This is a genomic window from Bradyrhizobium genomosp. III, assembly GCF_000261705.1.
Classification (GTDB): Bacteria; Pseudomonadota; Alphaproteobacteria; order Rhizobiales; family Xanthobacteraceae; genus Bradyrhizobium; species Bradyrhizobium ottawaense.
This window is the reverse complement of record NZ_AJQF01000140.1, coordinates 23,691-37,722: the sequence shown is the minus strand read 5'-3', so window position 1 is coordinate 37,722 and position 14,032 is coordinate 23,691. Positions and strand designations below refer to the sequence as shown.

13 protein-coding genes and 1 pseudogene are annotated in these 14,032 nt (G+C 62.2%); 6 read left to right on the top strand and 8 right to left on the bottom strand.

The features are described 5' to 3' along the window. The 4 genes and pseudogenes from IC66_RS0112070 to IC66_RS46180 all read left to right on the top strand — a co-directional run. Positions 1 to 232: pseudogene (locus IC66_RS0112070) on the top strand (adenosyl-hopene transferase HpnH); the annotation flags it as partial. 1,788 nt (positions 233 to 2,020) lie between these two features. Next, complete coding sequence (locus tag IC66_RS46185; RefSeq protein WP_157158047.1) at positions 2,021 to 2,494, top strand: hypothetical protein; 474 nt, start codon at positions 2,021 to 2,023, stop codon at positions 2,492 to 2,494. Positions 2,495 to 2,604: 110 nt separating this feature from the next. Further along, on the top strand, positions 2,605 to 4,200 hold the full coding sequence (locus tag IC66_RS0112055; protein WP_157158046.1) for a M48 family metalloprotease: 1,596 nt from the start codon (positions 2,605 to 2,607) through the stop codon (positions 4,198 to 4,200). A gap of 522 nt (positions 4,201 to 4,722) precedes the next feature. Then, positions 4,723 to 5,004 (top strand): hypothetical protein, encoded by a 282-nt coding sequence (locus tag IC66_RS46180; protein ID WP_157158045.1) that lies wholly within the window; start codon positions 4,723 to 4,725, stop codon positions 5,002 to 5,004. Between the two features lie 99 nt (positions 5,005 to 5,103). On the opposite strand, the gene IC66_RS0112040 is transcribed toward IC66_RS46180, so the two are convergent. The 8 genes from IC66_RS0112040 to IC66_RS46175 form a co-directional block, all read right to left on the bottom strand. Then, a complete protein-coding gene (locus tag IC66_RS0112040; RefSeq protein ID WP_028143212.1) occupies positions 5,104 to 5,496 on the bottom strand; it encodes a type II toxin-antitoxin system VapC family toxin in 393 nt (130 codons plus the stop codon). After that, the gene (locus IC66_RS0112035) at positions 5,483 to 5,758 is read right to left on the bottom strand and encodes an AbrB/MazE/SpoVT family DNA-binding domain-containing protein (protein WP_028143213.1); all 276 of its coding nucleotides are present in this window, start codon (positions 5,756 to 5,758) and stop codon (positions 5,483 to 5,485) included. Before IC66_RS0112035 ends, IC66_RS0112040 begins: the two co-directional genes overlap by 14 nt. A gap of 188 nt (positions 5,759 to 5,946) precedes the next feature. Then, positions 5,947 to 6,696, bottom strand: a complete 750-nt coding sequence (locus IC66_RS0112030) for a phosphorylase (RefSeq protein ID WP_028143214.1) — start codon at positions 6,694 to 6,696, stop codon at positions 5,947 to 5,949. Beyond that, positions 6,693 to 8,675, bottom strand: a complete 1,983-nt coding sequence (gene shc / locus IC66_RS0112025) for a squalene--hopene cyclase (protein ID WP_038947789.1) — start codon at positions 8,673 to 8,675, stop codon at positions 6,693 to 6,695. Before shc ends, IC66_RS0112030 begins: the two co-directional genes overlap by 4 nt. 51 nt (positions 8,676 to 8,726) lie before the next feature. Beyond that, positions 8,727 to 9,983 (bottom strand): hydroxysqualene dehydroxylase HpnE, encoded by a 1,257-nt coding sequence (gene hpnE / locus IC66_RS0112020; protein ID WP_038947788.1) that lies wholly within the window; start codon positions 9,981 to 9,983, stop codon positions 8,727 to 8,729. Beyond that, on the bottom strand, positions 9,983 to 10,822 hold the full coding sequence (gene hpnD, locus IC66_RS0112015) for a presqualene diphosphate synthase HpnD (RefSeq protein ID WP_028143217.1): 840 nt from the start codon (positions 10,820 to 10,822) through the stop codon (positions 9,983 to 9,985). The genes hpnE and hpnD overlap by 1 nt, the downstream gene beginning before the upstream one ends. Continuing rightward, a complete protein-coding gene (gene hpnC / locus IC66_RS0112010; protein ID WP_028143218.1) occupies positions 10,812 to 11,696 on the bottom strand; it encodes a squalene synthase HpnC in 885 nt (294 codons plus the stop codon). The genes hpnD and hpnC overlap by 11 nt, the downstream gene beginning before the upstream one ends. Before the next feature lie 192 nt (positions 11,697 to 11,888). Continuing rightward, entirely contained in the window at positions 11,889 to 12,122 is a 234-nt protein-coding gene (locus IC66_RS46175) for a hypothetical protein (RefSeq protein ID WP_028143219.1), read from the bottom strand. A 460-nt stretch (positions 12,123 to 12,582) separates the two neighbouring features. Between IC66_RS46175 and IC66_RS0112000 the strand changes: the two genes are divergently transcribed. Continuing rightward, entirely contained in the window at positions 12,583 to 13,080 is a 498-nt protein-coding gene (locus tag IC66_RS0112000) for a hypothetical protein (protein WP_028143220.1), read from the top strand. A gap of 93 nt (positions 13,081 to 13,173) precedes the next feature. After that, positions 13,174 to 14,007, top strand: a complete 834-nt coding sequence (locus tag IC66_RS0111995) for a hypothetical protein (protein WP_038947787.1) — start codon at positions 13,174 to 13,176, stop codon at positions 14,005 to 14,007. The last annotated feature ends 25 nt before the right edge of the window (positions 14,008 to 14,032 follow it).

Below are 14,032 nucleotides of genomic sequence, written 5' to 3'. Positions count from 1 at the left end.
GGAGCCGACGGCGGCCACCGCAGCCCTCAACAACCCGCTGAAGGCGATGTGGGTGTCGCTGCGCGGCATCAGGACCTCCGGTCCGATGGCGCCGGAGATCGACATGAGCAAGCAGCGCCCGGCGCAGTACATCTTCTCGGCGGAAGTGCAGAAGCGCCTGTCGGAGATCCGCAAGGACGAGGCCGACGCTGCACAGGCCAAGGCGGCGCAGAAGGCTTCGACCGCGGCGTAAGCGGGACAATCAACTCTCACCACGAAGGCCCGGCCGCGATCGCGACCGGGCCTTCTCTTTTGTGGGTCGTTGTGCCGGCGGTCCGTGTCCCGGACGCACTGCAGCGCTCTTTGCGCTGCTGCGCAGAGCCGGGACCCAGCAGCCGCGTGCCGTGTCGATGCATGGGCCCCGGCTCTGCAGCGCATCGTCGAAGGGACGCTGCGCTGCGTCCGGGGCACGAGAGGAGATCGAGTCATTCTCCCTCGCCGTCATTGCGAGCGCAGCGAAGCAATCCAGAATCTTTCCGCGGAGACAGCCTGGATTGCTTCGCTGCGCTCGCAATGACGGAGTGTGCGGCAGCAGCTTGCTCTTGCCGTTCGCGCTCTCCATCGCAGACACACCTTCGCATTCCCGCGGCTTCTTTCGCCCGAGTTTTGCTGATCGTCGCCGCCCTCAACTGGACCAGAGGGCGCAGGGAAGGCCGGGCGCCGGCGGCACCCGCGGTCCGCGTGCATGGAAAACGCACACGGGGTGGACTACAGGTGTTGCCGGTCGCCCGGCCTTCCCTGCGCGGATGGTTTTAACGGTGTGCTTCGTGCTCTCCCCGGGGAGCGTTGCACTATTGCCCCCGTCACCTTGCAGCTGATCGATGTGCGCACCGGTTGGCCGCCACATCACCGCAAGCCTTGACGCCAGAACCCCGGGCGTCAGGACCACACGACTTCTCCGTCCGCGGACGGTTTGACCTGATCGCCGGGAGCTAGCGTGTGCTCGCCCCCGACGACGACCAAAACCGCTGTGACCACGCCGTTCGTCCCGCGTTGCGCATGACTCACGGTCGCCCGCCCTGTCATCGCCTCTCGCGCCGGCGCTGCCGCGTCCACCGCACCCCGGCCCGCATCTCGTGACGATCGCGAAGCGCCCCTATGGGAGGGCCGGGATAACCGCTCTATGCCACAAATCAGAAATTCGGGAAAGTGGAATATTTTTGCCGGAAGGGATTGACGGGTGTTCGCCTGTTTTGCCCGACGGGTCATTTTGACATCTGCCCTCTCCCTCGATCGTCCGGCGTCTGCAAAGATCAAAAAACAACCCCATGCAGAGTAGAACCGTAGCCCGGCATTGCATTTGCCGGCCGTCACCGTAATTGAGATACTCCTCGTCCATGGCGGCGGCGCTGAACCGACCCTACGTTCGCGCTTAGGTGATCACGGCATGGCTGCTGTGGAGGCGCGCGAGCGCACGGCGGAGCCCGTCGACGTCGGACGGCACCAGGATGAGGTACAGTTCGCCGTCCCAGCAGATCGCGATAGAGCGCATAGTAGCCGCCCTCGAAGAACGTGCGATGGCGACTGTTGCCACGCTGGGTGACATGAGATGGCCGGGAGTGACGTCACGGGCAAGACGAGCCAAGCCGCGGCAGCCGTCGGCGTCAATTAATGCACCGTCACCGCAATTCGTAATTACCGCGGGTTGGAAAACGTCGCCAATTCAGCGCTGCAGCGCAAGCCGATCAACGATCGCATACATCCACCAAAGAAGGGATGCCAAACGTTTACCCTCCGCGGACTTGACGCGATATTCGATCTCCGTCAGCAGACGAAAAAGCCCTATCGCTCGGCCAAACTTAAGGAGGGTCAGGAGAATCATAATCGGAGGGAACTGGAGAGCCAGCTGTGCAATCGATAGGGCGCGAAAAACCCTGAGTATCGGCAGCCTCCTCAGGTAGCGCTAGTAAGTCGCACCAAGCGGGGTTGCGTAGGCGCCAGATTTTCCTTTAAGTTGTGGCCTTTTAGGGGGAGGATTCTTTTGCAGGAATTCGAATATGAAAATCTTGCCCGCGATTTTGGTAGAAATCTGACAGGCGAAATAGCCCCTCTTGAAACACCTTTCTTTGATGAGCTTATTGATGCTCATCAGCGTCCAAAATCAGCGCGCAGAGATCGAACGCTAGCGTTTGGTGTATCAGCGGAAGGTGGCGTTGTTGCAGTAGCACTTTACGAAATTGGCAAAGTCGCACTGCAAGCTGTTTGGAAGGCCGCAGAGCCCGTCTTGAGAGGCTTAGCAGACGACGCTGCGAAACAATTCCGAGAGAGCTTCGGCAAAAAGCTCAGGCTGTGGATCGAAAGCAGGCTCTCGAGCCCTCCTCCATTCGCGCTTAAGCCCAATGCCCTGAACGCCCTGCTGGACGCTGCCAAAAGGATTTCGGTGGAACAGGGATTGGATGAAGCTCAATCGATCCGAATTGTTCAAACGCTTACAAGATCATTCGGGCAGCAATGACTTCGGTCGCGCGGCTGAATCCTGCCCAACTGCCCAGTGCCACCAGAGCTCGATTTGCCCTGCTCATCTCGCTTGCTGCACTTTTAGCGTTTACGAGCGGAGAATCGTGGGTGCTGCGAAGTTCTCCTCCCTTCACGTCTCAGGCGCCATCGTTCAGCACCATGGAAGGCGGGAGCTTTGCTACGATCGTTCTATTTCTATCAGCGACCCTTTTATATCTCCTCCACCCCGTGAAGCGGAGAAACTCCTTCGGGCCTGCGCGCGAGTTAGACGCAAATGATCCGGTCACACTTAAGATTCAAGAATTATGTCAGGGATTGGGCGTTGCGACACCCGTGTTGCTGATGGATCGCGATATTCGAAACCACGATGCTCTCGCGTTTGGATTGCCTTGGAAGAAATATCTCTTACTTGGACGCGGGCTGCTCCTTTTGCGGATCAAACAGCCTGACGCATTTGATGCCCGTATAACACACGAAATTGGTCACATCAGAAACGGCGACCTTGCAATAACTTTCTTCGCGCAAGCTTTAGTGGTCGCATCTTCTGTTCTGCTGATTGCCACGGTCGCGCAATATTTTTTTATGAACGTCGCCATGAATTATCAAAGTTGGCTTACTTGGAAAGCCGCAGGCCAACCTTTCGGGGCATTCATCGCTGCTCAGATTCCACCGCTCAAAGCCAACTTATTACTTTTAGCTATTGCAACTCTGAAATCCTGCGTCTGGGCTATCCTCCTATTTGCCGAGCACCGGAGTTTTTTGCGTGTTCGCAAACTTTATGCTGATAGCACGTCAGCGGCGACTATTGGTGCGCCATCAATGCTGGAAGCGCTGGGACGCGAGAAAAGAGTCCACTCCTTGTCGTCAAGATTGTTTGCTGCTCACCCCAGCATAGTTTCCCGGCGCGCGGCCGTGGAAGCTCCAGTGACCATTATTGCGCCAAGTCTTTGGGGAGTGTTCTTCTTGGGCTATGTGATTGGCTTGACTCTAGCCGAGATCCGGACGCTTCGTCTCGAAGGCTTCGTTTCCGCTGCTCTTATCGACGCCTCCCCTCCATCGAACTTCCTTGAAATGTCGCAGCTGGTCTATTCCTCTCCTAAAATGCTGGCGCTTTCTATTGTGCTAAGCTTGATCATGTTTCCAATAGCTATTGCGCTAGGGTCTGTGATGTTCCGTTGTGCTGGCGTAATTTCACTCGGAAACATACGAACACGAAGCGCCCTCTTTCATGTTTTTGCTATTTGGTTAGCAATTGCACTGGGGTGCTGTCTTGGTACCAGAGTTAACCCCGCCATCATCGATTTGATTTGGAATCCTGGCGCTGTGACTGAGGTGGCTAAGCTGATGGCCAGCGACCTCGTACTGACAACAATAGGTGCGTCGATCATTCCATTGGGAATCACGGCGTGCGGGCTGTTGCTTTATCGTCTATTTAGAACCCCGCATGTTATGGCTCCGTCCAAATTCGTCTGGTTTGCGATGGGCGCTTGCCTAATCGCTTTTTTCTACTACTTCTTTGCTGGAGTTGCAGTTTACTTTAGCGGAGCGCCGCCATCCGTCGTTCTTATTTTCGAGGGGCTCGCTGTAATGTTTTTTGTTTGCTCCTATCTGATCGCACGACGTACTATATCGTTGCGCCCCGCCCCGACCGCACCGCTCGCTCCTTGGCTATTCTCTGCAGCGCAAGGAATGCAAGGAGCCTAGCCATCCTTCGATGAGACCGCTGGGCTTTACAGGAAGGTCGATAGTGCATCGGCGCGAACGAGATCTCGATTCCTGCCTTCCGTTTCGCTGGCATCTTCGATGATTGCGTCTTCAGTCTCGCGCTGCGTGTCGATGCGCAACGTTGGGCCGGCAGGTCTCTCATTCTTGGTGTTACATTGGATGTCATGGGCCGGCTCTCCTGATCGGCTACGCGCGTCGAGACGGTTCGTTCGTTGACACGTCGAGCAAAACACAGTCCAGTCATCGCCTCTCGCGCCGGCGCTGCCGCGTCCACCGCACTCCGGCCCGCATCGTGACGACCGCGAAGCGCCCTCTGGCAAGACACGGATAACCGCTTGATGCCATAAATCCGAAATTCGGAAAGTGGAATATTTTCGCGTGGAAGTAGAGACAGTATTTCGGTGTTTTGGCCGACGTCTCGCGTGGCCCCGGCCGGACATCAGCGCGATGGTTTTAGTAAAGGCCATCCCGCGAACTCACCCTCGCGGCGGACCAGTCGCCATGTGGATCAAAAAGAAAAGCCCGATTGCGGATGGCGACCGCAATTACGGTGACAGTGCACTAAATATATTCGTCTTCCTCCACAGACGGCTTTGGCCCGCGCTTGGCTGGTTTCAGGACGCGCCCCGTCTGGAGCTCGATGCGGGCGAGGAAGCGGTTATCTCCAAGCGGTCGGCCGATGCTCTCGCTGAACGCAGGCGCCGAACAGATCGGCTTCCGGTTCGGTTGCCAGCAAATCGGCGAACTCCGGAAAACGATCGCGGATCGGCGCAAGCGCTGTGACGCCGTCGTCCTTGCCGCGCAAAGCGGACGGCGTCAATTTGGTGCACTGTCACCGTAATTGTTTGATTGCGCGAGCGATCAGTCGGACGATGGCCGCAACTACAGTGCTTCACGAACCCCTGCATGCCCCGCCGCTTTCGCCGCCTTGACGAGCTTGCGATCGAACGTGACGAAGGCGTCGCAATGTCCGGATCTCGTCAGATGCAGCGCATCGGCGAAATCCATTGCTCTCTCGGCAAGGTCCAGTGCCGCCGCGACCGTCGCGCCGTCCTCGACGGTCACGGTCGGAAGTCCTGCGAAGGCTCGAAGCGCACGCACGATGTCCGCGGCCTGATAGCCGTACGCGCTTCGCAGCACCCACTCGACTTCGAGCAGCACCGTGGCTGCGACGAAGACCCGTTCGCCGTCGATCAGGGCGCGGGCACGTGCGGATTGGGTGGCGTGATCTCCGGTCAGGTAGCGGACGATCAGGTTGGTATCAATCGCGATCATGCCGCCGCCTGGCTTCAGCAAGGACGCTTTCGTCCATTTCTTCGAGCGTCTTCGGCTTGCCGCGGTAAGCCAGGACCCCGAACACCTGTTCCGGTCGCGTCGCATCAAAGGCCGGCGCCGGCTTCAGCAGGACGCCCTCCGAAGTCTCCTCGACGGTAAGCCGCGTTCCCGCCTTCCACTCCCGCCGTCGGCGGACGGAGCTGGGAAGAATGACCTGGCCTTTGGTGGAAACGATCGTCGTGAGCTTGTCCCTGGCGGCCATTGCCCGACCTTTCCGATGTAAGACAAATGTAAGATAATCGCAGACGGGCCCACGTTCAAGCTGTCAGGTCGCGTGCGGAGGCCGCATCGAGTAGATCCTCCGCCTGTGACGACGATCTCGTGGTTCAAAAAAGAAAAGCCCGGTCGGGCGACCGGGCCTTTTCATTATTCTCGGCTCGAAGCCCCCGCTCAGGCCGCCTTCGACACCATTACCTCGCTCTCGATCAGCTCCGTGCCGATCAGATAATCCCGGCAGCCCCGCAGGCTCCGCAGCGCGCGGTTGAAGTCGATGCCGGTCGAGACCAGGGCATGCAGGGTCGCGGGATTGCGCACGATGCCGCGCAGCACGGCGGCGAGGTCGATCTGGCCGTTCGGCTTGATCGCGGCGCGGGCGAGCGCCGGCAGCGCGCGGTGGGCGGGGTCGCTGATGACGCGAACCGCGGCAAAGGGCAGCCCGGCTTCAGTGGCGTAGGCGGCCGCGATGTGGCTTTCCATGTCGACGGCAGAAGCCCCGGTCTCCGAATGCAGCGCCGCCTTGCAGGCGCGCTTGGTGACCACTTCCTCGGCACCGGCGAGGCTGCCACGCACCACGCGGCGGCGGCCCGAGGTCAGGCGGTCGATCAAATCGTCGCCGAGCGAGAGCCCTGCGGCCCAACGGGTATCGCCGTCGAGCACCTCGGTCGCCAGCACGACGTCGCCGGAGCGCAGGCTCGGGTCGAGCCCGCCGGCCACGCCGAACGAGATCACGCCGCGAATCGTCTCTGGATCCACCACCGTCAGCAGCGCCCGCAACTGGGTCGGGCTGCTGGATGAACAAATAACGGCCATTCCCGGCCCGGCTGCGATGCGGGCCTCCTGAACCAGTCCGGTCACGATCAGTATCGGCCGCGGGTCGATGGCATTACCCACGGTAAAATAGTCCCCCGTCCCCAAAGTCACATTCCGACCCCTACCACCCTGCTGTTGGTGTTCCGCAAGTTCCGATACCGCGCCAGTGCCCACAACGGAAAGAACTTTGGGTAACCATGATACCGCAGATAGAACACGCGGGGGAAGCCTGTGGCGGTGTACCGCTGCTCGTCCCACAGTCCTTTTTTGTTCTGTGTTGCAATCAGGTACTCCACCCCGCGGGCGACGGCCGGGTGATCAACCTCGCCTGCCGCCATCAGGGCAAGCAAGGCCCATGCCGTTTGCGAGGCGGTCGAGGGGGCGGCCTCCCATCCCCGGTAGTCCAGCCGGTAGCTGACGGCGTCCTCGCCCCAGCCGCCGTCCTCGTTCTGGATCGAGGCCAGCCAGCCGGCGGCCTTCCGAATCATGGGGTCCTTGCGGTCGACCCCGGCCATGTTGAGGGCGCAGAGCACCGACCAGGTTCCATAGATGAAGTTCATGCCCCAGCGGCCGTACCAGGAGCCCTCGGGGTGCTGGGTCTTCCGCAAATAGGCGACCCCGTCAGCCACGTGCTTGCTGGTCTTCTCGGTCTCGCCGAGCTGGGCCAGCATCGAGATGCAGCGCGCCGTGACGTCCTCGGTCGGCGGGTCGAGCAGCGCGCCGTGGTCCGAGAACGGGATGTTGTTGAGATAGTATTCGAGATTGTTGACGTCGAAGGCGGCCCAGCCGCCATCGTCGCTCTGCATCCCCTCGATCCACTCCCGTCCCCGGTCGATCGCGACGTCGTAGCCGGGCGCACCGTGCTCCCGGCGCATGCGGTCCATCGACATCACCACCACGGCGGTGTCGTCGAGATCGGGGTAATGCGCGTTGTTGTACTGGAAGGCCCAGCCGCCCGGACGCACGTCGGGCCGCTTCACGGCCCAGTCGCCCTTCACCTCGAGCTCCTGCTTCGGGATCAGCCAGTCGAGGCCCTGCTTGGCCGCCGGCACCGCCTTGTCGCCGCCAGCTTCCAGCAGCGCATGCGCCGTCAGCGTCGTGTCCCACACCGGCGAGACGCAGGGCTGGCAATAGGCCTCGTCGTCTTTGATCACGAGCAGCTTGTCGATGCCCCGGCGCGTGATCGCGCGCGGCGGGAAGTTCTCGTCCTTGCCGAGCGCGTCGTACATCATGACGATGTTGGCCATGGGCGGGTAGATCGCGCCCATGCCGTCCTCGCCGTTGAGCCGCTCCTCGGTGAAGGCGAGCGCCGCATCGATGGCGCGCTTGCGCAAGGCCTTCGGGAACATCGGCTCGATCACGCGCAGAATCGCGTCGAGCGACCGAAACAGCAGAAACCAGGCCATGCTCTGGTGCGGCGCCTTCGCCGTCATGCCGATCGAGCGGGGATCCTGCAGGAACAGCTCGTCGATGCCGACGCCCTTCGGGTTCTTCGCGCGCGGCTTCAGCGCTGCGAGCACCATCAACGGCACCATGGTGGTGCGCGCCCAGTATGAGATCTTGTTGAGGTGGAACGGCGACCAGAACGGCAGCAGCACGATCTCGATCGGCAGCACCGGCACCGCGCGCCAACTCACCACGCCGTACATCGCAAGCAGGAAGCGCGTGAAGACGTTGCTGTTGACGGCGCCGCCGCGCGCGTGGATCGCCTCGCGCGCGCGCACCATGTGCGGGGCGTCGACGGAATCGCCGATCATCTTCAGCGCGAAATAGGCCTTCACGCTGGCGCTCATGTCGAACTCGCCGTCATGCACCAGCGGCCAGCCGCCATGGGCGCCCTGAATGCGGCGCAGGTAATTGGCGATCTTGGCTTCGAGCACGGCATCGACCGGCTCGGCGAGATAGTGGCGCAACAGGACGTATTCGGCCGGAATCGTGCAGTCGGCCTCGAGCTCGAACACCCAATGGCCGTCCGCCTGCTGGAAGTCGAGGACGCCCTGCGTCGCCGATGCAATGCTCGATTCCAGGATGCCCGATTGCAAGATCCCCAATTGAAGGGCTTCGCGGCTGGTCGCGTTCACGGAATCCATCTCGCTCGATTGCTCCGATAGTCGATTGAAATTGGCCGGGACGTCTGCCCGTCAGGGCCGCTTTGCGGCGAGAACCAGATCGGCGGCGCGATCACCGGACCGGACCGATCCCTCGATGGTTGCAGGCAATCCCGTAGCAGTCCAATCACCCGCAAGGAACAGGTTTTTCAGCGCAGTGACCGGCCCCGGACGCAGGGCATTCTGCGCCGGCGTCGCCGCAAATGTGGCACGGCGCTCGCGCACGATCTGCCAAGGGGGCAGCTCGCCGGACACGCCGCCGGCCTTGCAGACGTCGTTCCAGATCGTCTGCGCGAGTTCCTCACGCGGCATGTCGACCAGACGGTCGCTGTTGCTGATGGTGACGGACAACCGGTTCGGGAATGCGAACAGCCACTCCACGACGCCGCCGATCACGCCGAGGATCGGCGCCGAAGCCGGCGGCGGTGTGATCCGGAAATGCGCATTCACGATGGCGCGGTATTCGGTCGGCGTCTTCACGCCCGGCAGCAGGTTCGCAGCAGCACGCGGCGGAACCGCCATCACGACGACATCGCCCTCCCCGATCTGAACGACATCCTCGCCGCCGAAATTCAGCGCACTGGCCTTGCCGTCAGTGCTCGTGAAGGACCGCAGCTCATGGCCGAGTTGAACGGTATGGCCACGGTCCTGCAGGAACTTCACGGCCGGCTCGATCAGAACGGCGCTGAGGCCGTCGCGCGCAATGAGGGGACGGCAGGCCTGTCCGCCGGCAAGCAGCGTCTCGCGCACGATGGCGCCGGCAAGCCCGGCCGAGCCCTCGGGCGGATCGACGTTGAGCGCCGCGAGCAGCAGCGGCTGCACCAGACGCTGATAGAGCACGCCTTCGCAAGGAATCGATTTGCCGACCAATGTGTCTTCCGACGCCCAGATCAGCGGCGCCAGCTTCAGATAATCGGTGAGGCCGGTGTCGGGCACGCGGCGGCCTTCGTCGAGCACCCAGGTCGGCAGCCGGCCGGTGCCGAGATCGATCTGCCAGCGCTGCCCGGTCTTGATGTCGACGAAGGGAAACTGCGCACTGTCAGGGCCGACGAGGCCGGCCTCGCTGCCGATCGAACGCGCATAGGCGCGCGCATGGCTGTTGCCCGACAGCAGCAGATGATTGCCGTTGTCGATGGTGAGATTGGTGGCGCCGTCGAAATAGGAACGGCAACGGCCGCCGGCCTGCTGCGTCGCCTCGTGCACAGCGACCTTGAAGCCGGCATTGGCGATCCGCACGGCGGCGGAGAGGCCGGAAATTCCGGCACCGATGATATGAGCTGTCTTTTGCATCAGATGAAAGCGTAGCGAAGCAGGATCAGGATACGTGTGACCTTCGACACACGCACCGGCTGGCGCGGCGCGTTGAAGCCGCGCGCAATCAGGAGATCCAGAATGGAATGATAGTATTTCGACATGATCCGCGGCGCGCGCACCGTGCGGCGCTTGTTGCGGTTCATGATCTCGTCCGACTTCTCGAAATGCGCCTTCGCACGCTGCGTCAGCGGCAGGCAGACCTTCGGCAGCGCGCGCTCGGCGATCACGCGGTTCGGATCGTCGGAGGTGATGCCGGCATGCAGCAGCGCCTCGCGCGGCAGATAGAGCCGGCCGAGGCCAGCGTCCTCGTCGATGTCGCGCAGGATATTGGTGAGCTGAAGCGCGCGGCCCAGATGATAGGCGAGCTGGATGCCGTCTTCCTCGGGCAGGCCGAACACCCGCACCGACAGCCGCCCCACCGCGCTGGCGACGCGATCGCAATACAGATCCAGCGTCGCCATGTCGGGCGCGCGGATGTCCTGCGGGACGTCCATCTCCATGCCGTCGACGATGGCGAGGAAATCCTCGCGCTTGAGGCCGAAGGTCTTCACCGAGCCGACGTAGTCCTTCAGCCGCGGCGGCGGATTGCCCTGATAGAGCGCGTCGATGTCGTTGCGCCATTCCTGAAGCGCGGCGAGCCGCTCTGTGCGCGGTCCGTCGGAATCGGCGATGTCGTCGACCTGGCGGCAGAAGCTGTAGATCTGGAACATCGCTTCGCGCTGGTCATGCGGCAGGATGCGCATCGCGGCGTAGAAGGAGCTGCCGGATGCGGTCGAGCCATAATTGGCGCCGGGCGAGGTCGCCTCAAGCGTCATGTGCAGTCCCCGGTCTGGAAATGGCCTTGCGTCCAATTGCGCGGCGGCCGGCCTCGCCGATCATTCCGGCAAGGCTGAAGATGAGCAGTTCGAATTTGTTCAGGTGCACCCGCTCGCGCAGGGGATCGCGCACCTTCAAGAGGCGCACGATACGGTCGGCATAGGCCTGGATCACCGCGACGTCGACGCCGAGGCGGAAATCCCGGATCTCCGCAGCGAGCGCCCTGCCCTCGTCGAGCAGCGCTTCATTGCGCACGGCCAGCGCCTGCAGGCAGGCCAGCATCGCCGGCGGCGACTGCGAAAGCCCGAGCTGCTCGACCGAAGCACCGTGTGCTGCCAGCGCATCGCGCGGCAGATAGACGCGGTTGAGCTCGCGGAAATCCTTGCCGCAATCCTGCAGGTGATTGTTGATCTGCAAGCCTGCACAGAGCGCATCCGATGCGGCCCAGGTCGAGGTGCTCTCGCCGTGGACATCGAGCATGAAGCGGCCGACCGGCATCGCCGAGTAACGGCAATAGTGGATGACCTCGTCCCAGTTCTCGTAGCGCAGCTTGGTCACGTCCATGCGGAACGCGATGAGCACGTCGAGCGCATGGCGCGGCGCCATGCCGCGCTCGGCCAGTGCACGGCGCAAAATGACGGCCTCAGCCTGGGTGTCGCCCTTGCCGAGCAGTTCCGCCTCGAGCAGGTCGAGATAAGCGAGCTTCTGATCGGGCGGCAGGGTCGCGTGATCGGCAATGTCGTCGGCGGTGCGGACGAAATTGTAATACGCCAGAATCAGGGCGCGATGACGCGGATGAATGATCCAGGACGCGACGGGAAAATTCTCGTCGCGGTCACCTTTACCGGATCGCAATTCGCTCGCAGAGGTCATCGAGGGCTGGTTTACAATCGTTTGGACAGGAAGGGCTTCTTCGCTCGCGCGGGCTCATGCCGGCGATCCGCCGCGGCCCCCATATAGGGGAATACGGCCGCAAAACCAATCCTGTCTCTCGATGGCTGCCCTTCCGCGGATCGGGCCCGAAAAGGCGGCCCGGAGGCCGCCTTTGTGGGCCAGTGGCCGAGCTTACTGGTTGTGGGTCTTCAGGACCTGGTCGCAGGCCTGCGAGATCTTGGCCCGGTTCTCCTTGAGGCAGGCCAGGATGGTGAAATCGCCCTGGTCGATGACCGGGCGGCAGAACTTCTGCACGTCGCGCGTGCAGGCCTTCTGCTCGGCGTCCGTGCCGCGCCCTGCCTGGGCAAAGGCCGCCGTCGAAAGGGATGCCGACAGCAGGGTGAGAGCGACGAGAAGCTTACGCATTGTATTCCTTCATTCTGACGGCAGAATCGCACCGGACCCGGACTGCACAGGGCGGAGGACCGGAACGGATTGTTCTGATGGCAAGTCGCCGCGACAGGTGCGGCCTCAGAGAAGGCACAAGCACTGGCAAATGCGGCCAAATTGGCGCCACGCCCACCAAATCAGGTCTTCCCTGCGCCTTCATTGGCAGATGTAAGAGATTGATACTACGTCATAATTCGGAAGCACTGCGTTTTACTGCATACCTGTTGCAGAGCTGCATCTGTCCACCCCGCCTTTCCCGCCGGAAACACGCAGAAACAGGGCAAATCGACCGGTCCAGGTCTGGCGAGAGGCGTCGTGAACCGCCATCTCTGGCGGCCGGGCTTTGAACCTGACACTGGCTCGGAGCACTAAACTTTCGATGTGGCGAGACGTTATCACGCGTAAGCGGGCGTCGTTCCAAAACGGGATATTTGAGATGAAATTCTTTGGGCGATCTGGACTGGCAATCAAAGCGGCCGGCATCGGGGCGGCGCTGCTCTTCTCGGTTTCGGCAGGCCACGCTCAGTCGTCCGGCCCGTTTGCCGGTTTCGACGGCGCGTGGACCGGCACCGGCACGGTGTCGCTGTCCGACGGCTCCACCGAGCGGATTCGCTGCAAGGCCGACTACAAGGTCGCCGGCAGCGGCCTCAATTTGAAGCAGGCTCTGCACTGCGCCTCCGACAGCTACAAGTTCGACCTCACCAGCGACGTGACGAGCCAGGGCGAGCGCATCTCCGGAAATTGGAGCGAGTCCAGCCGCAACATCTTCGGCAATCTCCAGGGCACCGCCGGCGGTGGCCAGATCGACGTGTTCGTCGAGGCCAACGGCTTTGCCGCAAATCTGTCGCTGCGCACCAACGGCACCAAGCAGACGGTGCAGATCAGCTCAAAGGGCGAGATCCGCGGCGTCAACATCACGATGACGAAGGGCTGATTTCGTTCAGCGTGAATGGAATCATTAGCCCCCGGTTCTCGCGAGCCGGGGGCTTTTTGCTGGCATGAACTCACCCGGAACGGACTTGCCGAGATGGACCCGATACGCAGACATCTGCTCAAGGCCGCCGGGCTCTTCGTCGCCACTCACGCCTTCGCCAATGATCAGCAGGGAGCGAACATACAGCCTTCGTCCGTGAAGCCGCGTCACGTGCTCTGCTTCCTTGGAAAGAATGAAAGCCTGCTGCGACCGCCGAAGGCGGTGGCCGAGACGATCGCCGATTTAGGCTTCGAGATCGACCGCACCCATTCGCAAGCAAAGCCCGATCCGCACATGGAGCGGTCGTTCGGGGTGTGCTGGGACCGCGTCTTCCCGAAGGCATGGTCCGCATCCGACGAAGCGGCCGTGGCCAACCACAAATCAGTCCTCTACGTGCTGGGCCCGCCGATGGCTCAGCAGAAGACGGCCGCCTTTTCGGCCGCGGCCCTGCAGATCGTGGACGAGATGCTCGACGCGGGCGCCGTCGCGGCGAAGGGCGAGAGCGCCGGCGTCGCTCACGGCATCGCGCGGTGGCGAGGTCTCATGGATCAGGCGCGCAAGGGCGCCATAACCAGCCAGGGCCTCAGCATGACCCCCGCCGTCACCAAGGCCTGCCGCCTTGCCTTCGCCAAGCGCCCGCTCGCCGGTAACAGCTATTACGAGACCGTCGGCTATCACCTCGTCGGCCTGCCGGAGGTCCATGTCGCGAAATCGCGCGGCAACGAATGGTCCGCGGTGATGGCGATGGAGGAGATCGCCAACGCCATGGCCGAGCGCGGCATCGAGGTGACGCTGCGCGAGCGCAAGCTCACGCTCTCGCACGAGCAGGACTACGCCGAGGACGACTTCAAGTTCAATCCGTACGGGATCGTCCGGATCGAGGCGTGAGGCAGGGCAGCCTTAGCTGCCTCGC